This is a genomic window from Streptomyces ossamyceticus, assembly GCF_001418475.1.
In the GTDB taxonomy this organism is placed as follows: Bacteria; Actinomycetota; Actinomycetes; order Streptomycetales; family Streptomycetaceae; genus Streptomyces; species Streptomyces ossamyceticus.
Window position 1 is genome coordinate 458 of sequence record NZ_LIQX01000128.1, and the last position, 20,570, is coordinate 21,027.

The following is a 20,570-nucleotide window of genomic DNA, read 5'->3' on the forward strand; positions in this document are numbered from 1 at the left end:
AGTTCAACCTCACCACCGCGCTGCGCCAGCCCTGGACCACCTGGACCGTGTGGCCCTTCTACGTCCCCCTCATCGCCCTCGGCGTGCACCCGGCGGCGCTCGCGTTCTGCTCGTCGGCCAACCTCGTGTACCAGTTCTGGATCCACACCGAGCGGATCGGCAAGCTGCACCCGGCGTTCGAGTTCGTGTTCAACACGCCGTCGCACCACCGGGTCCACCACGCCTCCCAGGGCGGCTACCTCGACCGCAACTTCGGCGGCATCCTCATCGTCTGGGACCGGCTGTTCGGTTCCTTCGTCGCGGAGACCGAGCGGCCCGTCTACGGCCTGACCAAGAACATCGGCACCTACAACCCGCTGCGGGTCGCCACCCACGAGTACGTCGCCATCGCCAAGGACCTGAGGGCGGCGCGGAGTTGGAGCGAGCGGGCCGGGCGGGTCTTCCGGGGGCCCGGCTGGGGGCCGGCGTCGCGGCGCGCGGCGGCCGAGGAGAAGTCGGCGGTCGGGGAGAAGTCGGCGGCCGAGGAGAAGCCCGCCGTCACGGAGACGGCCGCGTGAGAGGGCCGGGCGGACAGCCCCTCCTCGTCGGTTTCGGGCTCGCCGCCGCCGTCGACCTCGGCTCCCTTGCCGCCGGGTTCACCCCCGGGCACACGGTCGCCAAGCCGCTGCTGATGCCGTTGCTCGCCGCGTACGTCCACGCGCGCGGCGGCCCGCGGCTGCTGATCGCCGCCCTGCTCTGCGGCTGGGGCGGGGACGTCCTCCTCCTCTCCGACGCCGAGCCTGCCTTCCTCGCCGGGATGGGCTGCTTCGCGGCGGGCCACGTCTGCTATCTCGTCCTCTTCGGGAAGCGGGCACGGCAGGCGAGCGCCTCGCACGGCGCCACGGACAGGGGTTCGCCCGTGGTGGGGGAGCGGGGGGCACGCGCGCGTGCCCTCCGGTTGCCCGCCGTTTACGCGCTCGCCCTCGTCGTCGCCGTGGCCGGTCTGTGGCCCGGTCTGCCGGCGGACCTGCGCGTGCCCGTCGCCGGGTACAGCGCGCTGCTGACCGCGATGGCGTGCTCCGCCGCCCGGCTGGGGGTCGTCGCCGGGGCGGGCGGCGCGCTCTTCGTGCTGTCGGACATGCTCATCGCGACCGGGGTAGCGGAGTGGCCGCAGCTCCCACGGCCCGACCTGTGGATCATGCTCACCTACATCGCCGCCCAGTACCTGCTGGCCCGGGGTGTCCTGCGGACCCTGGAGGCCGAGCTGCCCGCGCCCACCGGCGGCGGACCGGTTCCGGCGACGCCCTGAGCGACGTCGGGGCTCCGCGGGCGGTACGCACCCGATGCCGCCCGCTCGCCCGCAGCCTGAACCCGCTCGCCCGCCGCCGGTGCGCACCCGCTGTGGCCTGTCGCCTGGACTCGCCCGTTGTCGCCCACCGCCGGTGCTCACCCTCTGCCGCCGCCGTCGGCACTCACCAACGGATCGGTACCGGCAGCGCGGTGAGCAGGCCCGACACCGCCACGACGACCCCCAGGACCACCAGTTCCGCGCGGGCGGGGGCGCAGGCGTCCAGCGGGTCGGTCACATGGCGCAGCCGTAGCCGGGCCCACAGGGCGAGCGCGGCGACGGCCGCCATGAGGAGCACCTTGGCGAGCAGGGCCCGCCCGTACGCCGTCTCCGTCAGTTGGTCGAGGAACGTGCCCGGCGGCATTCGCCGGAGCGTGCTCCACAACCCGGTGGCGGTCACGGCGGCCAGCAGAACGGCGGCCACGCGCGCGTACAGGCCCAGCAGCGCCGCGCCCGCCCCCGGCGTCGCGCGCCACGCGCGCGTGCCCAGGGTGCGCAGGACGCAGAGCAGTCCTCCCACCCACAGGACCGCACACAGCAGGTGGACGAACGTCAGGGCCGTGCCGACGAGCGCGCTGTCCTCGACGGTGGGGTGCGCCCGCAACGCCTCCGCGACGACGATCGCCGTCAGGGGCACCACCTGGGTGAGCGTGCGGCGTGACCGGGCGCACAGGGCCACCGCCGCGAACGCGTTGACCTCCAGCAGGGCGAGTCGGCCGTCCCGCGTCGCGTAGAGACCGCCGACGTCGATGTCGGCGGGGGAGTCCGGCAGGAGGTTGCCGGTCGCCACCACCGAGGCCAGCCCCAGCGCGGCCACGCAACCGGCGGCCGCCGCCCCCGCCGCCCAGCCGCGGGGCGTCTGCCGGGGGCCGCCCGGCACCCGCCGGGCCAGCCGCACGACGAACAGCTCGCCCACCGGTACGCACAGCGCGGCCAGCAGCACGGTCCGCAGGAGAGCGATCCCGCCCGCCCCGGGAGCCGCCGCCTCACCGGTGCCGTCCAGCGCGACTCGTGGCCCGAACAGCGGTATCAGCGCGCCCACGGCCACCAGCAGGAGCAGCCCGACCGCCCGACCGGCGCCCGTCGGCACCCACCCCACGGGCCGCGGCCCGGAAGGCCGTTCCCCGGCACCGATCGAGGGCCGTTCCCCGGCGCCTTCGGAGGGCCGTTCCCCGGCGCCGCGGGAGGGCAGCCGCCCGGTCTCCTGCGCCCCGCTCTCCTCCGCCCTCCGTCTCGTCAGGCTCACCCCCGAAAAGTCCCCGGTCGCATCCGAAATGGGCAAGTGCCGGAAAAACTCCGGCAGTTCGACATTCCACCCATCCGTACGGCCCGAGGCGCCCGCTCTCTCAGGACGGCGCACGCGCACGGAAGCGGCAGGGCGGCGCCCGCCTCAGGCGCGCGCCGTCCCCTCGCGCCCTCGCACCACCGCTGTCCGCACCGGGCGCCTCACCCCCACCTCGCCTCGTCCGCTCCCCAGGGCCCCGGCGGCCGAGCCCAGTCACCCGGTCCGCCCTCGAAGGACACCGGCGGTAGCGCGTACCGCAGCCGTCCGACGGGACTGTCCCGCTCGGCGAGCCGGCCCTCCGCCGCGTCGAACGCCCCGCCCCCGCCGCCACCGGCGCGGTGCGCTTCCCCGAGCCGCGCTTCCCCGAGCCGCGCCTCCCCACGCCGCGCGGCACTCTCCAGGAGCCACGTCGCCGTCCGCGCCAACGACAGCCTTACGACCCGCCCGTGACCGTCCGCCGACCCCTCGGTGAGCGACCGCAGCACGGCCGCCGCCAGCAGATACCCCGTTCCGTGGTCGAGGGCCTGCGCGGGCAGCGCGCCCGGCAGCTCCGCCGAACCCTCGACCACGGCGATCCCGGTCGCCACCTGGACGAGGCTGTCGAAGCCCCGCCGCCCCGCCCACGGCCCGTACGGGCCCCACGCCGACAGTTGCGCCACGACGAGGCCGGGGCGCCGGGCGAGCAGGGCCTGAGGGGAGAGGCCGAACCGGTCCAGCGCGCCCGGCCGGTACCCGGTGACGACGACGTCCGCGCCGGCCAGCAGTTCCTCGAAGTGGCGCCGGTCTGCGGCGCGGGTCAGATCCAGTGCCGTCGACCGCTTCCCGAAGCCGGTGTCGATGTGCTGGTCGGGGAGTTCGGGCGTTCCCGGCGGGTCGACGCGCAGCACGTCCGCGCCCAGCAGGGCGAGCGTGCGGGTGGCCACCGGGCCCGCGATCACCCGGGTCAGGTCCAGGACCCGGACTCCGGCGGCGGGCAGCAGCGGGACCCCGCCCGACGAGGCCGAAACCGCGGCCACCGCCGTGGCCTCCGACGCGGTCTCCGGCGCGTCCGCATGCGGCCTCACGCGCGCGTGCGCGGTGTCCGTCCGGTCGTGTTCGACGAGCGGTCCGGCCGCCACCGCCGCGGCCTGGTCGTGCGCCGCCCACTGCTCCGGAGTACGCAGCGCGACCGCGAGACCCCCGGCCGCGTACACCGTCTCCTCGACCTCCGGCGACGACCGTTCGGCGAGCGCCGCCTCGACGGCGGTCGCGTCGCCCTCGGGCAGCCCCAGCGCGGACAGCAACCGCTCCCGGTGATGCGGGTAGTTGGCGTGCGTCCGCACCCAGCCGTCCGCCGTGCGCCAGAAACGCGACAGCGGTGCGAAGGCGACCGGCGCCCGCCCGTCGATCAGCAGATGCCGCTCGCTGACGAAGGCCGTGGCCACCGCCCCGTCGTCCACCCGTACGCGGGGCACCTCCGTGAGCCCGGCCCGCCGCGCGCCCAGCTCGGCGGCGGCCAGCGCGCACACGCCCACACAGGCCCGCGCCAGCTCCCGTACGGGGAGGCGAGCGGGCAGCGTCCCTTCCCGTACGACCGTCGACACCCGTGACAGCAGGCCGGGTTCGCCGCCCAGCGCCGCCCACGCCGACGCCAGGCTCACATCCATTCCTGCGCCCCTGCTCCCGCTCACGCCCGCATCCCTGCCCCTCACGCCCGCACCCTTGTCCGCGTACCTGTCCGCGCCCGTGTCCGCGCCCATGTCCGTCATGGGCCCACTGTGCGGTGTGGACGGGATCAACACGGGCGTCGGGGCAGCGGAAGGGCCGGGCGGTACCCGACCGCCCGGCCCTGACGCTCCCCGGAGGAGAGCTTCTGCTCGCTGACCCTGCCTCTCTGCTTGGTGAGCTTCTACTTGGTGACCGCGTCCAGCGCGTCCGCCGTGCCGAAGCCGTAGAAGCCGTTGTAGTTCTTCGGTCCCTCGCACACCGCGTCGGCCTTGCCGTCACCGTCGAGGTCGTACGGGTCCGTGCACGGTGTCGCGTCGGCCTGCGCGTACAGCAGCGCCTTCACGAGCGGTGCCGGCGCGTACGGGTGCGTCGACTTGATGAGGGCGGCGACACCCGCGACGTGCGGGGACGCCATCGACGTGCCCGCCATGTACCCCCACCGGCCGCCGGGCAGCGGGCCCAGGATGAGGCCGCTGGTCGCGGGCGGGGCCGGGGTCTGCAGACGGGTCGAGTCGCCGCCGGGCGCGGCGATGTCGATGACGCCCAGACCGTGGTTGGAGAACGACGACTTGACGCCCTTCGCGCCGGTCGCGGCGACGGTGACGACACCGGGCAGCTGGGTCGGGATGTCCAGGCACTTCGACGGGTCGATGACCCGGTCCGCCGGCGTCGTGTCGTTCGGCGACGTGGGGTCGGTGATCTCGTCGGCCGCGAGGTCGTAGTTCTCGTTGCCGGCCGCCGCGACGTTGACCGTGCCCTTCTTCTCCGCGTACCGCGACGCCCGGGTGATGGCCTCGACGAGCGCCTTCTGGTCCGGGTCGTTCTTGCAGTTGAAGTACCAGGGGTCGGTGTAATAGCTGTTGTTCGTGACGTCCACACCGTGCTCGGCGGCCCACATGAAGCCGCAGACCACGGCCTCCGTGTAGAAGAAACCGGCCGTCGTGGACACCTTGATGCCGGACACCTTCACGCCCGGTGCCACACCCGTGACGCCGACGCCGTTCTTGGCGGCGGCGATCTCCCCGGCCACATGCGTGCCGTGGGGGCTCTCCGTGGGCCCCGGCCGCCAGGCGCCGTCGGTCGTGTCGGGCTTGCCCGAGACACAGTTGACCGACGCCTTGCGGTCGAAGTTCGGCGCGATGTCCGGGTGGGTGTCGTCGACACCGGTGTCGATCACGGCGACCGTGACGTCCGGGCTGCCCAGGGACACCTCGTGGGCCTTGTCCGCCTTGATGGCCGGCAGGTCCCACTGCAACGACTCCAGCGGGTCCTGGCCCTCCGCGGCGTCGGCGGCCGCGATCTCCTCGGCGGTCAGCACCTTGGGGGTGCCGACATCGGTGGTGGACTGCGCGGGCAGCGGCGCGGTGCGCGTGGCACCGGCCGACTCCACGCCGTGCACCCGGCGGATCGCGGGCGCGAAGTCGGCGTTCGCCGAGTGGACGACGATGACGCCGATCCTGTCGTACGACGTCACGATCGTGCCGCCCGCCTCGGTGATGGCCTTCTTCACCTTGGCGGACGGTCCGTGACCGGGGCGAACGTTGACCACGTAGCTGAGCTGTGTCGCGTCGGCCGCGGCCCGGGCGGTCACCTCTGCCGCCGAGGCCGTGGCGCCGGGTACGACGACCACTGCCGTCGCCAGGGCCATCCCCAGAGGGAGCGCCGCCAGGCGACGCGAGCGCTTGCTGAGCGCTGTCATGCTGTCTCCAGTTCGTTTCGCGTGATGAGCGGTACGAGCTGTGCGGGAAGCCGTCTCCCTCGGGGTGTCGGTCCGCCCCGATTATGGGTTACTTGACGGCCTTCAGGGCGTTGACGATGCCGTGCCCGTAGAAGCCGTTGGCGCGGGGACCGCCCTCACAGACGGCGTCCGGCGTGCCGTCGCCGTTCTGGTCGTACGTCGTCGGGCAGGCCTGCTTGTCGGCCTGGGCCTTCATCAGCCACTGCAACTGCTTCGGGGACGCCCACGGGTGCGTGGACTTCAGCAGCGCGGCCACGGCGGAGGCGTGCGGCGCCGCCATCGACGTGCCCTGGAGGAAGCCGTACTTGCCCTCCGGCATCGTGGACAGGATGCGGCCGTCCTTCGACGGGGTGTCCGGCAGCTGGTAACGGCGGTCGCCGCCCGGCGCCGCGATGTCGACGACGCCGTTGCCGTACGTCGAGTAGTACGACTTCTCGTTCTTCACGCCCGTCGCGCTCACCGTGACGACACCCGGCAGCTGGGTGGGCACGTCGAAGCACTCACTCGGGTCGATGGTGCGCTCGACCGGAGTGGTGTCGTTGGGGCTGGTGGCGTCCGCGATCGCGTCGGAGGCGAGGTCGTGGTTGGAGTTGCCCGCCGACGCCAGGTTCAGCGTGCCCTTCTTCTGGGCGTACAGCTGGGCCCGGTTGACCGCGTCGACGATGGCCTTCTGGTCCGGGTCCTCCATGCAGTTGTAGAGCCACGGGTCGACGTAGTAGCTGTTGTTCGTGATCTCCACGCCGTGGTCGGCGGCGAACACGAACGCGCAGACGACGCTCTCCGCGTAGAACAGACCGCTCTTCCTGTCGGTCACGTTGATGGCGGAGACCTTGACGCCAGGAGCCACACCGGCGACGCCTATGCCGTTGCGGGCCGCGGCGATCTCACCGGCGACGTGCGTGCCGTGGTAGTCGTCCACGGTGTACGGCCGCCAGGCGCCCTCGCTGGTGTCCGCGACACCGCCGTCGCAGTTCGCCGACTGGGACTTGGAGAAGTTCGGCGCGAGGTCCGGGTGGGTGTCGTCGACGCCGGTGTCGATGACGGCGACCGTGACCCTCCGGCTGCCGTCGTTGATCTTCGCGGCCTTGTCGGCGCCGATCGAGCGCAGGTCCCACTGGTCGGCCTCGAGGGGCTCGGCGTCGGGGATGTCGGCCGAGGCGGCCCTCACCTTCGCGGCCTCCGCGTCCGTCAGGAAGTCGACGGCGCCCTCGTCCGTCGTCCCCGCCGGCGCCAGCGGCGCGGTACGGGTGAGACCTGCCGACTGCACACCGCGCACGGCACGCATCGTCGCGCCGAACTCGGGGTTGGTCGAGTGGACGACGATCACACCGATCCGGTCGTACGTGACGACGACCTTGCCGCCCGCCGCGGCGATCGCCCTCTCCACCGAGGCGATGGTGCGCCGGTCGGTGCGGGTGTTCACGACGTACGAGAGGTTCGGGCCCTCCGCGGTGGCGGTCGCGGTGGCGGGTGCGGCGAGCGGCGCCGCCGAGGCGACACCCGGCAGGAAACCGAGTGAGGCGGTCAGCGAAAGAGCGACCGGTACCGCGAGCGCGAGCCGCCGGCTGGAGCGCAGATGAGCCATGGGATCTCCACATCATCCTCAAAGAAACCGGCCCAGGGCACACGAGTGCCTGGGCAGGTACATGACTTGGTGGTGCGCCCCGAAGCTATCCCCCGCCGTCCCTGGCCAGCAATGACTTGAGGGGACCCCGGGCGAAGTAGAGGGGTATCCCTTATCGACCCGCCTGTGTCGATCCGTCGCTGAATCGATTTTCGAAAGAACGACAGACGGTTGAACCGGTCCTCTCGTGCCGCCGTGACGTTGTGCAGGGAGCCCGAGCACGATCGTGCGCCCCCTCTCACCGCTAGGAACAGAGCCGACCAGATGTCCGTAATCGACCCGTCCCCCGATCCGACGGCGAAATCGTCCCCATCCACCGTCGCGAGCGCGGCGGATACGCGAGGAGACTCCGTGGCAACCGATGCACCGCCCCCCGCGAAGGCAGAACACCATCTCCCCTCGGCCGAGGAGTTCACCGCGGTCCAGGAGAGCGCCGAGTTCGGTGAACTGCGCCGCTCCTACCGGTCGTTCGCCTTCCCGCTGACCGTCGCCTTCATCGCCTGGTACCTGCTGTACGTCCTGCTCTCCAACTACGCCGGCGACTTCATGGGGACCAAGCTCCTCGGCAACGTCAACATCGCCTTCGTCCTCGGCATCGCCCAGTTCGTCACCACGTTCCTCATCGCCTGGTGGTACTCGCGGCACGCCGCCGCGAAGCTCGACCCCAAGGCCGAGGCGATCAAGTCCCGGATGGAGGGCGGCGCATGAGCCCCGTTCAGCAGACAGTCCTCGCGGCCAACGAGGCCAGCGAGCACCGGCCGCTCATCATCACCCTGTTCGGGCTGTTCGTCCTCGCGACGCTCGCCATCACCGTCTGGGCCGGCCGCCAGACCAAGGACGCCGCCGACTTCTACGCGGGCGGCCGCCAGTTCAGCGCCTTCCAGAACGGCCTCGCCGTCTCCGGCGACTACATGTCCGCCGCGTCGTTCCTCGGCATCGCGGGCGCGATCGCCCTCTTCGGCTACGACGGCTTCCTCTACTCCATCGGCTTCCTGGTCGCCTGGCTGGTCGCCCTGCTCCTGGTCGCCGAGCCCCTCAGGAACTCCGGCCGCTACACGATGGGCGACGTCCTCGCGTACCGCATGCGCCAGCGCCCCGTGCGCACCGCCGCCGGCACGTCCACGATCGTCGTGTCGATCTTCTATCTGCTGGCCCAGATGGCGGGCGCGGGCGTCCTCGTCTCCCTGCTCCTCGGCATCACCTCCGACGCCGGCAAGATCCTGATCGTCGCCCTCGTCGGCGTCCTGATGATCGTCTACGTCTCCATCGGCGGAATGAAGGGCACCACCTGGGTCCAGATGGTGAAGGCCGTGCTGCTGATCGGCGGCACGCTCCTCATTACGTTCCTGGTGCTGCTGAAGTTCAACTTCAACATCTCCGATCTGCTCGGCACCGCCGCCGAGAACAGCGGCAAGGGCGCCGCCTTCCTGGAGCCCGGCCTCCAGTACGGCGCGACCGGCACTTCCAAGCTGGACTTCATCTCCCTCGGCATCGCCCTGGTCCTCGGCACCGCCGGCCTGCCGCACATCCTGATCCGCTTCTACACGGTGCCCAACGCCAAGGCCGCCCGTAAGTCCGTCAACTGGGCCATCGGCATCATCGGCGGCTTCTACCTGATGACCATCGCCCTCGGTTTCGGCGCCGCCGCGCTGATCGACCAGAAGGAGATCATCGCCTCCAACCCCTCGGGCAACACGGCGGCCCCGCTGCTCGCCCTGCATCTCGGCGGCGTCGACTCGGCCTGGGGTGCGATCCTGCTCGCGACGATCTCGGCGGTGGCGTTCGCGACCATCCTCGCCGTGGTCGCCGGCCTCACCCTCGCCTCGTCGTCGTCCTTCGCGCACGACATCTACGCCAACGTCATCCGCAAGGGGAAGGCGTCCGGCGCCGAGGAGGTCCGCGCGGCCCGCTGGGCGACCGTCTTCATCGGCATCGTCTCCATCGGCCTCGGCGCCCTCGCCCGCGACCTGAACGTGGCCGGCCTGGTCGCCCTCGCCTTCGCGGTCGCGGCCTCCGCCAACCTGCCGACCATCCTCTACAGCCTCTTCTGGAAGCGGTTCACCACCCAGGGCGCGCTGTGGTCGATCTACGGCGGTCTGATCGTCGCCGTCGGCCTGGTGCTGTTCTCGCCCGTCGTCTCCGGCGACCCGAAGGCGATGTTCCCGGACGTCGACTTCCACTGGTTCCCGCTGAAGAACCCGGGCATCATCTCCATCCCGTTCGGCTTCCTCATGGGCTTCCTCGGCACCGTCCTGTCCAAGGAGAAGCCCGACGAGGCCAAGTACGCCGAGTTGGAGGTCCGCTCCCTCACCGGCACCGGCGCGCACTAGCCCCGCCGGCAGCCGCCGCACCGCGCGTGCGCGCCCGCGTCGCGAAGGGGTCGTCGTAGGGATCTACGGCGGCCCCTCGCCGCGTCTCGTGGGATCGGGCCTGTGATGTCGCCACCGGTGTCACGTAGGCTCGCAGGTGTCAGGGAACGACTGATCCGGCGCGGGAGGGGGCCCACGTGCTCATCGACACCTATGGCCGAGTGGCCACCGACCTCAGGGTCTCGCTGACCGACCGGTGCAATCTGCGCTGCACCTATTGCATGCCCGAGGAGGGCCTGCAGTGGCTGGCCAAGCCCGACCTGCTCACGGACGACGAGATCGTCCGCCTCATCGACATAGCCGCCCGCACCCTCGGCATCACCGAGGTCCGCTTCACCGGCGGTGAACCGCTGCTGCGCCCCGGCCTGGTCGGCATCGTCGAGCGCGTGGCGGCGCTGGAGCCCCGCCCCCAGATGTCCCTCACCACCAACGGCATCGGCCTGAAGCGCACGGCGACGGCCCTGAAGGCGGCGGGCCTGGACCGGGTGAACGTCTCCCTGGACACCCTGCGCCCCGACGTCTTCAAGGCCCTCACCCGGCGCGATCGTCACAAGGACGTCCTGGAGGGCCTGGAAGCGGCCCGCGAGGCCGAACTGACCCCCGTCAAGGTCAACTCGGTCCTGATGCCCGGCCTCAACGACGACGAGGCCCCGGACCTCCTCGCCTGGGCCGTCGAGCACGACTACGAGCTGCGCTTCATCGAGCAGATGCCACTGGACGCGCAGCACGGCTGGAAGCGCGACGGCATGGTCACCGCCGGCGACATCCTCACCTCCCTGCGCACCCGCTTCGATCTGACCCCCGAGGGCCAGGACGAGCGGGGCTCGGCCCCGGCGGAGCGCTGGCTCGTCGACGGCGGCCCGCACCGGGTGGGCGTCATCGCCTCCGTCACCCGCCCGTTCTGCTCCGCCTGCGACCGCACCCGCCTCACCGCTGACGGCCAGGTCCGCACCTGTCTGTTCGCCCGCGAGGAGACCGACCTCAGGGCGGCCCTGCGCTCGGGCGCCCCCGACGAGGAGATCGCCCGCATCTGGCGTCTGGCGACCTGGGGCAAGAAGGCGGGCGCCGGCCTGGACGACCCGTCCTTCGTCCAGCCCGACCGACCGATGTCCGCGATCGGAGGATGAGGGCCGGTCTACGAGGCGGGCGGTCTACGAGGCGCGGTCCTCCCACTCCTTCAGCGTGACGACGTCCTTGAGGAACCCGCGCACACCGAGGAACTGGGACAGATGCTCCCGGTGTTCCTCGCACGCGAGCCAGGTCTTGCGCCGTTCCGGCGTATGGAGCTTGGGGTTGTTCCAGGCGAGCACCCAGACCGCGTCGGCACGACAGCCCTTGGCCGAGCAGACGGGGGAGGCGGGTTCGGAACCGGGGACATTGAGGATGTTCACCCGTCGACCCTAGTCGCACAAAAGGCGACGCCGAGCAGCCACGGGGGGAGCTGCCCGGCGTCGGTCTGTCGCTCCGACGGGGGATGCGGAGCGCGTACGAAGTATGTCACGGGGAAGCCTCTGCCCGGCACAGGAACTACATGATTGATCTGAGCTTTTCTTGAGGTTCGTGGTCGGAGGGATTCCGCTTCGAGCGGACCCCCGGCGCTCAGGCCCGCTCGCGCGGCTCACTGCGGTGACGGCCCACGGAGTCCGCCGGGTCGTCCTCCGAGAAGGATTCCGCGGACCCCTCGGCGGAGGGCGGCGTGATCATCGGCCGCACCGGCGGGGCGATGAACGTCGACGGCAGCGAGGGCGCGTTCTCCCGGCCCGCGTTGGCGATCACCACGGCGATGTACGGCAGAACCATTCCGAGCACCAGTGCGACGACCGCGACGTGCCGTTCGACGTTCCAGAGGACCGCCGCGGCGATCACCGCGAGCGTGCGTACCGACATCGAGATGACATAGCGGCGCTGCCTGCCCCGGACGTCGTCGGCGAGTCCCTGCCGGGCGCCGGTGATCCGGAAGACCTCGACATTGCTCTGCTTCCGCATCGCGTTCCACCACCCGCCTCTATCGGACGCTCCCCGGCCCGTTCCCCTGCCGGTCCCGCACGGTGCACGGCGGGCCGGTCCCTGTCCACGTTACGCCGCGCCTGCGTCGCCTGGGAGACCGGGTCTCCTCCCGGCAGGACGGGACGAAATGCGCCGCCCCGCGTAGGGCACCGCCCGACATGCGGCGTAGAGGAGGCGGGCCGACACTGGCCGTACAGCTCACGTCGAGCCGTACGAGGAGGCAGCCATGGGCTGGTTGTGGGCGATCATCGTGGGACTCGTGCTGGGTCTGCTGGCCAAGGCGATCATTCCGGGCAAGCAGCACAGCCCGCTCTGGCTGACGACGATCTTCGGCATGCTGGGCGCCGTCGTCGGCAACGCCATCGCGCGCGGCTTCGGTGTCGAGGAGACCAAGGGCATCGACTGGAGCCGCCACATCTTCCAGGTGATCGCCGCGGTGGCCATCGTCTACCTGGGCGACAGCCTCTACATGTCGACGGTGGCCAAGAGGAAACACCGAGCCTGAGAGCCGCCGCCGCGACCGGGAGACGCCTGTCACGCGCGCGACACCGAGGGCTGGGAGACGCCTGCCGCGCAGAAGGGGCGTGAGAGCGGAGCGACCCCGCGGTTGCTCCGCCCCCACGTCCCTCGTGCTCTACGCCCCTCGGCTCTACGCCCCGGTCACCTCGACGGCGGCCAGGTTCTTCTTCCCGCGCCGCAGCACCAGCCACCGACCGTGGATGAGGTCCTCCGCAGCAGGCACGGCGTCCTCGGCGGTGATCTTCACGTTGTTCACGTACGCCCCGCCCTCCTTCACCGTGCGTCGCCCCGCGGACTTGCTGGGCACCAGCCCGACCTCGGCGAAGAGGTCCACGACCGGCGCCAGCTCGGCCACCTTGGCGTGCGGCACCTCGGACAGCGCCGCGGCCAGCGTCCGCTCGTCCAGCTCCGCCAGCTCACCCTGGCCGAACAGCGCCTTCGACGCGGCGATCACCGCGGCCGTCTGGTCGGCCCCGTGCACCAACGTCGTCAGCTCCTCGGCCAGCGCGCGCTGCGCGGCGCGGGCCTGCGGCCGCTCCTCCGTCTGCTTCTCCAGCTCCTCCAGCTCCGCACGGGACTTGAAGGACAGGATGCGCATGTACCGGGTGACGTCCCGGTCGTCCACGTTCAGCCAGAACTGGTAGAACGCGTACGGCGTCGTCATCTCCGGGTCGAGCCAGACGGCGCCGCCCTCGGTCTTGCCGAACTTGGTGCCGTCCGCCTTGGTCATCAGCGGCGTCGCCAGCGCGTGCACCTCGGCGCCCGGCTCCAGCCGGTGGATCAGGTCCAGGCCGGCCGTGAGGTTGCCCCACTGGTCGCTGCCGCCCTGCTGGAGCGTGCAGCCGTACCTCCGGTAGAGCTGGAGGAAGTCCATGCCCTGGAGGATCTGGTAGCTGAACTCGGTGTAGCTGATGCCCTGGTCGGACTCCAGGCGGCGGGCCACGGAGTCTTTCGTCAGCATCTTGTTGACGCGGAAGTGCTTGCCGATGTCCCGCAGGAACTCGATCGCGGACAGACCCTCGGTCCAGTCGAGGTTGTTGACCATGACGGCCGCGTTCTCACCCTCGAAGGACAGGAACGGCTCGATCTGGGCGCGCAGCCTGCCGACCCAGCCGGCCACCGTCTCCGGGTCGTTGAGCGTGCGCTCCGCCGTGGGGCGGGGGTCGCCGATCAGGCCCGTCGCACCGCCCACCAGCGCCAGCGGCCGGTGGCCGGCCTGCTGGAGCCGGCGCACGGTGAGCACCTGCACCAGGTGCCCGACGTGCAGGGACGGCGCGGTCGGGTCGAAACCGCAATAGAACGTGACGGGACCGTCCGCGAGAGCCTTGCGCAAAGCGTCCTCGTCGGTGGACAGGGAGAACAGCCCCCGCCACTTCAGCTCGTCGACGATGTCCGTCACGGTTCTCGTGTCTCCTCGATGATCTTCGGATGGTGGTCGGCAGCCGGGGGCGGCCGACCACGAACGACTACGAGGTTATACGCCCTGGCTGACAGAGCTCATATTGAAATCCGGCACCCGCAGCGCGGGGGTGGCCGCCCTGGTGAAGTAGTCGCTCCACTCCCTCGGCAGGGTCTTCTCCGTGCGGCCCGCCTCGGTGGCCCGCCCGAGCAGGTCCACCGGCGACTCGTTGAACCGGAAGTTGTTGACCTCGCCCGTCACCTCGCCGTTCTCCACGAGGTAGACGCCGTCGCGGGTCAGCCCGGTCAGCAGCAGCGTCGCCGGGTCGACCTCGCGGATGTACCACAGGCAGGTCAGCAGCAGCCCGCGCTCGGTGTTCGCGACCATCTCCTCCAGGGAGCGGTCCTCGCCGCCGTCGAGGATGAGGTTGCCGATGGCGGGCACCACCGGCAGACCGGTCAGGCCCGCGCTGTGCCGGGTGGTGGGCAGATGCGCGATCTCGCCCTCACGGATCCAGTCGGTCGCCTTCAGCGGCAGCCCGTTGTCGAACACCGAGCTGTCCCCGCCGGAGGAGTGGGCGAGCACGAAGGGCGCCGACTCCAGCCCCGGCTCGAAGGGGTCGCTGCGCAGCGACAGCGGCAGGTCGGTGAGCCGCTCGCCGATCCGGGTGCCGCCACCGGGCTTGCTGAACACGGTCCGGCCCTCGGCGGCGTCCCGCGCCGACGCCGACCACATCTGGTAGATCAGCAGGTCGGCCACGGCCGTCGGCGGCAGCAGCGTCTCGTACCGTCCGGCGGGCAGCCCGATCCGCCGCTCGGCCCACCCGAGCCGTACGGCCAGCTCCGCGTCCAGGGCCGCCGGGTCGACGTCCTTGAAGTCCCGCGTGGAGCGGCCCGCCCACGCCGAGCGCGTGCGGTCCGGGGACTTGGCGTTGAGCTCCAGCGTGCCGTTCGGCTGGTCGTGCCGCAGGCGCAGCCCCGTCGACGTGCCCAGATAGCTGGTGACCAGCTCGTGGTTGGCGAAGCCGTACAGCTCGCGGCCGCCCGCACGCGCGCGTGCGAAGGACTCGCCCAGCGCCGGGGCGAAGTCGGCGAACACCGCGGAGGAGGTCTCCGCGGGCGGCTCCGTGAAGTCGGGCGACGGCTGCACGCCCGTGACCAGCGGCTGGGCGTCCTCGGCGGGCCCGGCCCCGCGCGCGGCCTCCTCCGCGGCCCGCACCAGCGGCTCCAGTTCCTCGGCGGTGACGGCCGAGCGGGACACGACACCGGAGGCGGTGCCCTCCTTGCCGTCGACCGTGGCGACGACGGTCACCGACCGCCCCCGCGTGACCCCGTTCGTGGTCAGCGCGTTGCCCGCCCAGCGCAGGTTGGCCGACGAGTACTCGTCGGCGATGACCACGCACCCGTCGGCCCGGGACAGTTCGAGAGCCCGCTCGACGATCTCGTGCGGCTTGTGTGCCTTCTTGACGGGCGCGCTCATCGACCTGCCTCCTGCGTGGTGTTCAGAATGTTGACGCCCTTGAACAGGGCGGAGGGGCAGCCGTGCGAGACCGCGGCGACCTGGCCCGGCTGGGCCTTGCCGCAGTTGAAGGCACCGCCGAGGACATACGTCTGCGGCCCGCCCACGGCCGCCATGGAACCCCAGAAGTCGGTTGTCGTCGCCTGGTACGCGACGTCCCGCAGCTGCCCGGTGATCCGCCCGTTCTCGATCTTGAAGAACCGCTGACCGGTGAACTGGAAGTTGTAGCGCTGCATGTCGATGGACCAGGACCGGTCCCCGACGACGTAGATGCCGCGGTCGACACCGCCGATCAGGTCCTCCGTGGCCAGCCCGGCCGGGTCCGGCTGGAGCGACACATTGGCCATGCGCTGCACGGGCACGTGCCGGGGGGAGTCGGCGTACGCGCAGCCGTTGGAGCGGCCGAGCTTCGTCAACCGGGCGATGCGGCGGTCCAGTTGGTAGCCGACGAGGGTGCCGTCCTTCACGAGGTCCCAGGACTGGCCCGCGACGCCCTCGTCGTCGTACCCGACGGTCGCGAGGCCGTGCTCGGCGGTGCGGTCGCCGGTGACGTTCATCAGCTCGGAGCCGTACCGGAGCTTGCCGAGCTTGTCGAAGGTGGCGAAGGACGTGCCGGCGTAGGCGGCCTCGTAGCCGAGCGCGCGGTCCAGCTCGGTGGCGTGGCCGATGGACTCGTGGATGGTCAGCCACAGGTTGGACGGGTCGACGACGAGGTCGTAGAGGCCCGCCTCGACGCTCGGGGCCCGCATCTTCTCCGCGAGCAGCTCGGGGATCCGCGCCAGCTCGTCGTCCCAGTCCCAGCCGGTGCCCGTCAGATACTCCCAGCCCCGGCCGACCGGCGGCGCCAGGGTCCGCATCGAGTCGAACTCCCCGCTGGACTCGTCGACGGACACGGCGGTCAGCGACGGGTGCAGCCGGACCCGCTGCTGCGTGGTCACGGTGCCCGCGGTGTCCGCGTAGAACTTGTTCTCGTGCACGGTGAGCAGCGAGGCGTCGACGTGATTGACCCCGGGGGCCGCCAGCAGCCGCGCGCTCCAGTCCGTGAGCAGCGCGGACTTCTCCTCGTCGGGGACGGTGAACGGGTCGATCTCGTACGAGGAGATCCACGTCTTCTCCGCGTGCACGGGCTCGTCCGCCAGCTCGACCCGCTCGTCGGACCCGGCCGCCTCGATGACCTTCGCCGACAGCTTGGCCATCGCCACCGCCTGCGACGCGACCTTCGCGGCGGCGTCCATCGTCAGATCCACACCGGAGGCGAACCCCCAGGTCCCGCCGTGCACCACGCGCACCGCGTACCCGAGGTCGGTCGTGTCCGACGACCCGGCGGGCTTGGCGTCCCGCAGCCGCCAGGACGCGCTGCGCACCCGCTCGAACCGGAAGTCCGCGTGCTCGGCCCCGAGCGCACGCGCGCGTGCGAGCGCGGCGTCGGCCAGGGCCCTCAGCGGCAGTGCCGTGAAGGCTTCGTCGATGGAATGAGGCACCGAGGTCTCCCTGCTGTCGTGGCCTGTCGGGTCCGATCATGTCGCGCCCGCGGGCACCCCGACCACATCTTTCCGCGCCGACCACGTCGGCTTTCTGTAGGGACCCCACAGTGAGTCCCCCACGCCACTGTCACTGCCCGAATGCCCGCGCGACGGGCCCGACCGATAGGTTTTCGAGGAAGGCGCCTGCCGTCCAGGCAATCGGGCAGGTGTGCAGACCGCTATGGAAAGGGTGATCCGTTGAGCCGCTCGGTTCTCGTCACCGGAGGCAACCGGGGCATCGGCCTCGCCATCGCCCGCGCGTTCGCCGAGAACGGCGACAAGGTCGCGTACACATACCGCTCGGGCGAGCCGCCGGCCGCCCTCGCGGAGTTGGGCTGCCTCGCGGTCAAGTGCGACATCACCGACTCCGAGCAGGTGGAGCAGGCCTACAAGGAGATCGAGGCCGAGCACGGTCCGGTGCAGGTCCTCGTCGCCAACGCCGGCGTCACCAAGGACCAGCTCCTGATGCGGATGTCCGAGGAGGACTTCACCTCGGTCATCGACACCAACCTCACCGGTACCTTCCGTGTCGTCAAGCGCGCCAACCGCGGCATGCTGCGCGCCAAGAAGGGCCGCGTCGTGCTGATCTCGTCGGTCGTGGGCCTCTACGGCTCGCCCGGCCAGGCCAACTACGCCGCCTCCAAGGCCGCCCTGGTCGGTTTCGCGCGGTCCCTCGCCCGTGAACTGGGCTCGCGCGACATCACCTTCAACGTCGTCGCGCCCGGTTTCGTCGACACCGACATGACCAAGATCCTCACCGACGAGCAGCGCGCGGGCATCGTCTCGCAGGTGCCGCTCGGCCGGTACGCGCAGCCCGAGGAGATCGCCGCGACGGTGCGGTTCCTCGCCTCGGACGACGCCTCGTACATCACTGGAGCCGTCATCCCCGTAGACGGCGGACTGGGAATGGGTCACTGATCACCATGAGCGGAATCCTCGAGGGCAAGCGCGTCCTGATCACCGGTGTGCTGATGGAGTCCTCCATCGCCTTCCACACCGCCAAGCTGGCCCAGGAGCAGGGCGCGGAGATCATTCTCACCGCCTTCCCCCGGCCCACGCTGACCGAGCGCATCGCCAAGAAGCTCCCGAAGCCCACCAAGGTCATCGAGCTCGACGTCACCAACGAGGAGCACCTCGGGCGCCTGGCCGACATCGTCGGTGAGGAACTCGGCGGCCTCGACGGCGTCGTGCACTCCATCGGCTTCGCCCCGCAGGACGCGCTCGGTGGCAACTTCCTCAACACGCCGTTCGAGTCCGTCGCGACCGCCATGCACGTCTCGGCGTACTCCCTGAAGTCGCTGACGATGGCCTGCCTGCCGCTGATGCAGAACGGCGGCTCGGTCGTCGGCCTCACCTTCGACGCGAAGTTCGCCTGGCCGCAGTACGACTGGATGGGCCCGGCCAAGGCCGCCCTGGAGGCCACGAGCCGTTACGTCGCGCGCGACCTGGGCAAGCAGAACATCCGCTGCAACCTGGTCTCCGCCGGCCCCCTCGCCTCCATGGCCGCCAAGTCCATCCCGGGCTTCGGCGAGCTGGCCGCCGTGTGGGACGACCGTTCGCCCCTGGAGTGGGACCTCAAGGACCCGGAGCCGGCCGGCCGCGGTGTCGTCGCCCTGCTCAGCGACTGGTTCCCGAAGACCACCGGCGAGATCATCCACGTCGACGGCGGGCTGCACGCGATCGGCGCGTGACGCCACTCGCGGCCTGACGGTCGTGTCGAGGGCCCGTGTCCACCCGGACACGGGCCCTTCGCGCATCCCCCGTTCGGCCCATACGACGGGCCGCCCCGGCCGGGTGCCGCGCACGCTGGACGTACACCGCCCAGCCGCTCGGCCGAGGAGGTCTCCCTTGTGCGTCTGTCCCGCAGCTTCGCCCCCGTGGCCGTCGCCCTGGCTCTCGTACTGTCCCTTCCGTACGAAGCGATCCCGAACGCGCGCGTGGAGACCCGGAACCTGACGGGGCCACGGCACGCGCGTGTGACGGCCGACCGTCCCGACCCCTTCGGGGCGTCCTGCAACCACACGGTCGTCGGCTCCCGAGTCGTCGGGTACTGCTTCAACCCCTACCCGGACCCCGACCGGGTCCGCCTGCACATCGAGTGCGCGCGCTGGTGGGACATCGACAGCGACGGCGCCCCCGTCGAGACGGGTCCCGCGCAGACGGTGCGGTTCACCGGGCGCTGCTGGAAGGAGGTCCGCGCCGTCTGGTTCAGCCACCAGCGGCCGGACGACTGACCCCTCAGGCGCGTGGACGGCTGACCCGTCAGGGGCGGCAGTGGAACGGATAGCCGGCCGCCTCCGCCGCGGCGGACTCCGCGTCGCCCGCGCGGATCGCGTCCACGAGCCGGGCGTGGTCCATGTAGGCCTCCGGCGTCAGCTCCGCGCCAACGTCGTCGCGCAGCCAGTCCCGCAGGACCTCGCCCAGGTCCGCGTAGACGGCCGTGACGACGTCGTTGTGGGACGCGGCCACGACGGCCAGGTGGAAAGTCGAGTCGGCCGACACGAAGGTCTCCGCGTCGCCGGAGGCCCAAGCCTCCTCACGCCGGGCGAGGAGCGCCTCCAACTGCTTCAGGTCCTTCTCGGTGCGCCGCTCGGCCGCCAGCTTCGCGGCGCTCGACTCGAGGGCGGAACGCAGCTCGGCGATGTGCCGGGGGTCGGCGTCCGCGAAGCGGCGGTGCATGACCCCCGCCAGCTCGCTCGTCGCGACGACGAAGGTGCCGGAGCCCTGGCGGATGTCCAGCAGACCGTTGTGCGCGAGGGCGCGGACGGCCTCACGGACCGTGTTCCGTGCGACGCCCAGCTGCTCGACCAGCTCCGGCTCGGTCGGGATGCGGGAGCCGACCGGCCACTCACCCGAGGTGATCTGGTTCCGCAGCGCCGCGATGACCTGCTCGGACAGCGCCGAACGGCGGGGATGACTCAAGGGCATGACACACCTTCGCACGGACCGGGACGAAGGGCGTGGCCGCCCCGTCGAGAGACTCGACAACCAATCATCCTATGATTCTATGATGTAAAGCATGGTGAGCGAGGAAACCCTCAGGACGACGTCCGTGTCCACCCGCGTACCCGACCGGATCGAGTCGCCCGGCGCGGGCGGGCGACCGGGCACGCGCGCGTGGACGACCCGGCTGATGATCCTGGGCATCGTCCTGACCGCTCTCAACCTCCGGCCCACCATCACCAGCCTTGGCGCCCTCCTCGAAGAGGTGCGCGACGGACTCGGCATGAGCGGCAGCGTCGCCGGACTCCTCACCTCCGTACCGCCCCTCTGCTTCGCCCTGTTCGGGAGCCTCGCCCCACGGCTCGCCCGCCGCTTCGGCCCCGCCGCCGTGGTGTGCGCCGGCATGGCCGCGATCGCCACCGGGCTGGTCTTCCGGCCGTACACCGGCACCACCGCCGGCTTCGTGGCCGCGAGCGCCCTCGCCCTGATGGGCATCGCCGTCAGCAACGTCCTCATGCCGGTCATCGTCAAGAGCTGGTTCCCCGACCGGGTGGGCTCCATGACCGGCCTGTACTCCATGGCCCTCGCCCTCGGCACCTCCGCCGCGGCGG

General features: G+C 71.4%; 20 protein-coding genes. 10 read left to right on the forward strand and 10 right to left on the reverse strand.

What is annotated here, in order from left to right:
• Together AOK15_RS46680 and AOK15_RS11345 are read left to right on the forward strand one after the other, a co-directional pair.
• The coding region (locus AOK15_RS46680) for a sterol desaturase family protein (RefSeq protein WP_240508387.1) at positions 1-557 on the forward strand (557 nt) is incomplete at its 5' end.
• Positions 554-1,288 (forward strand): lysoplasmalogenase, encoded by a 735-nt coding sequence (locus AOK15_RS11345; protein WP_055515502.1) that lies wholly within the window; start codon positions 554-556, stop codon positions 1,286-1,288. The genes AOK15_RS46680 and AOK15_RS11345, both read left to right, overlap by 4 nt.
• A 163-nt stretch (positions 1,289-1,451) precedes the next feature.
• Here the strand turns inward: AOK15_RS11345 and AOK15_RS11350 are convergent, their stop codons facing one another.
• From AOK15_RS11350 to AOK15_RS11365, 4 genes are all read right to left on the reverse strand, one after another.
• Entirely contained in the window at positions 1,452-2,462 is a 1,011-nt protein-coding gene (locus AOK15_RS11350; RefSeq protein ID WP_055515537.1) for a CopD family protein, read from the reverse strand.
• A gap of 311 nt (positions 2,463-2,773) precedes the next feature.
• Complete coding sequence (locus AOK15_RS11355; RefSeq protein WP_055515504.1) at positions 2,774-4,258, reverse strand: CoA transferase; 1,485 nt, start codon at positions 4,256-4,258, stop codon at positions 2,774-2,776.
• Positions 4,259-4,500: 242 nt separating this feature from the next.
• A complete protein-coding gene (locus tag AOK15_RS11360) occupies positions 4,501-6,018 on the reverse strand; it encodes a S8 family peptidase (RefSeq protein WP_055515506.1) in 1,518 nt (505 codons plus the stop codon).
• Between the two features lie 88 nt (positions 6,019-6,106).
• A complete protein-coding gene (locus AOK15_RS11365) occupies positions 6,107-7,642 on the reverse strand; it encodes a S8 family serine peptidase (protein ID WP_055515508.1) in 1,536 nt (511 codons plus the stop codon).
• Positions 7,643-8,032: 390 nt separating this feature from the next.
• Here AOK15_RS11365 and AOK15_RS11370 point away from each other — a divergent pair, with 390 nt between their 5' ends.
• From AOK15_RS11370 to moaA, 3 genes are all read left to right on the forward strand, one after another.
• Positions 8,033-8,389 carry a DUF485 domain-containing protein gene (locus AOK15_RS11370; RefSeq protein WP_055515510.1) on the forward strand — a complete coding sequence of 119 codons (357 nt, stop codon included), beginning with the start codon at positions 8,033-8,035 and terminating at the stop codon, positions 8,387-8,389.
• A complete protein-coding gene (locus tag AOK15_RS11375) occupies positions 8,386-10,011 on the forward strand; it encodes a solute symporter family protein (protein WP_055515512.1) in 1,626 nt (541 codons plus the stop codon). The genes AOK15_RS11370 and AOK15_RS11375 overlap by 4 nt, the downstream gene beginning before the upstream one ends.
• A 176-nt stretch (positions 10,012-10,187) precedes the next feature.
• Positions 10,188-11,177 carry a GTP 3',8-cyclase MoaA gene (gene moaA / locus AOK15_RS11380; RefSeq protein WP_055515513.1) on the forward strand — a complete coding sequence of 330 codons (990 nt, stop codon included), beginning with the start codon at positions 10,188-10,190 and terminating at the stop codon, positions 11,175-11,177.
• Between the two features lie 24 nt (positions 11,178-11,201).
• Here moaA and AOK15_RS11385 read toward each other — a convergent pair whose 3' ends face one another.
• Both AOK15_RS11385 and AOK15_RS11390 read right to left on the reverse strand, forming a co-directional pair.
• Entirely contained in the window at positions 11,202-11,441 is a 240-nt protein-coding gene (locus AOK15_RS11385) for a hypothetical protein (protein WP_055515515.1), read from the reverse strand.
• Between the two features lie 208 nt (positions 11,442-11,649).
• The gene (locus tag AOK15_RS11390; protein WP_055515517.1) at positions 11,650-12,036 is read right to left on the reverse strand and encodes a DUF3099 domain-containing protein; all 387 of its coding nucleotides are present in this window, start codon (positions 12,034-12,036) and stop codon (positions 11,650-11,652) included.
• 247 nt (positions 12,037-12,283) lie between these two features.
• On the opposite strand from AOK15_RS11390, the gene AOK15_RS11395 reads away from it, so the two are divergent.
• Positions 12,284-12,562: a GlsB/YeaQ/YmgE family stress response membrane protein gene (locus AOK15_RS11395; protein WP_055515520.1), complete on the forward strand. Its 279-nt coding sequence runs from the start codon at positions 12,284-12,286 to the stop codon at positions 12,560-12,562.
• A 144-nt stretch (positions 12,563-12,706) separates the two neighbouring features.
• Here AOK15_RS11395 and tyrS read toward each other — a convergent pair whose 3' ends face one another.
• The 3 genes from tyrS to AOK15_RS11410 all read right to left on the reverse strand — a co-directional run bounded on the left by tyrS (position 12,707) and on the right by AOK15_RS11410 (position 16,974).
• Positions 12,707-13,975: a tyrosine--tRNA ligase gene (tyrS, locus tag AOK15_RS11400; protein WP_055515522.1), complete on the reverse strand. Its 1,269-nt coding sequence runs from the start codon at positions 13,973-13,975 to the stop codon at positions 12,707-12,709.
• Between the two features lie 75 nt (positions 13,976-14,050).
• The gene (locus AOK15_RS11405) at positions 14,051-15,454 is read right to left on the reverse strand and encodes a metallopeptidase TldD-related protein (RefSeq protein WP_055515524.1); all 1,404 of its coding nucleotides are present in this window, start codon (positions 15,452-15,454) and stop codon (positions 14,051-14,053) included.
• On the reverse strand, positions 15,451-16,974 hold the full coding sequence (locus AOK15_RS11410) for a TldD/PmbA family protein (protein WP_055515526.1): 1,524 nt from the start codon (positions 16,972-16,974) through the stop codon (positions 15,451-15,453). Before AOK15_RS11410 ends, AOK15_RS11405 begins: the two co-directional genes overlap by 4 nt.
• Before the next feature lie 240 nt (positions 16,975-17,214).
• Here AOK15_RS11410 and fabG point away from each other — a divergent pair, with 240 nt between their 5' ends.
• The 3 genes from fabG (at position 17,215) to AOK15_RS11425 (ending at position 19,250) form a co-directional block, all read left to right on the forward strand.
• On the forward strand, positions 17,215-17,934 hold the full coding sequence (gene fabG, locus AOK15_RS11415) for a 3-oxoacyl-[acyl-carrier-protein] reductase (protein WP_055515528.1): 720 nt from the start codon (positions 17,215-17,217) through the stop codon (positions 17,932-17,934).
• A gap of 5 nt (positions 17,935-17,939) precedes the next feature.
• A complete protein-coding gene (fabI, locus tag AOK15_RS11420; RefSeq protein WP_055515530.1) occupies positions 17,940-18,707 on the forward strand; it encodes an enoyl-ACP reductase FabI in 768 nt (255 codons plus the stop codon).
• A gap of 159 nt (positions 18,708-18,866) precedes the next feature.
• Positions 18,867-19,250, forward strand: coding sequence for a hypothetical protein (locus AOK15_RS11425; protein ID WP_055515532.1), 384 nt, complete (start codon positions 18,867-18,869; stop codon positions 19,248-19,250).
• 28 nt (positions 19,251-19,278) lie between these two features.
• On the opposite strand, the gene AOK15_RS11430 is transcribed toward AOK15_RS11425, so the two are convergent.
• Complete coding sequence (locus AOK15_RS11430; protein ID WP_055515535.1) at positions 19,279-19,944, reverse strand: FadR/GntR family transcriptional regulator; 666 nt, start codon at positions 19,942-19,944, stop codon at positions 19,279-19,281.
• Between the two features lie 91 nt (positions 19,945-20,035).
• Between AOK15_RS11430 and AOK15_RS11435 the strand changes: the two genes are divergently transcribed.
• A partial coding sequence (locus AOK15_RS11435; protein ID WP_157870209.1) for an MFS transporter occupies positions 20,036-20,570 on the forward strand: 535 nt, incomplete at its 3' end.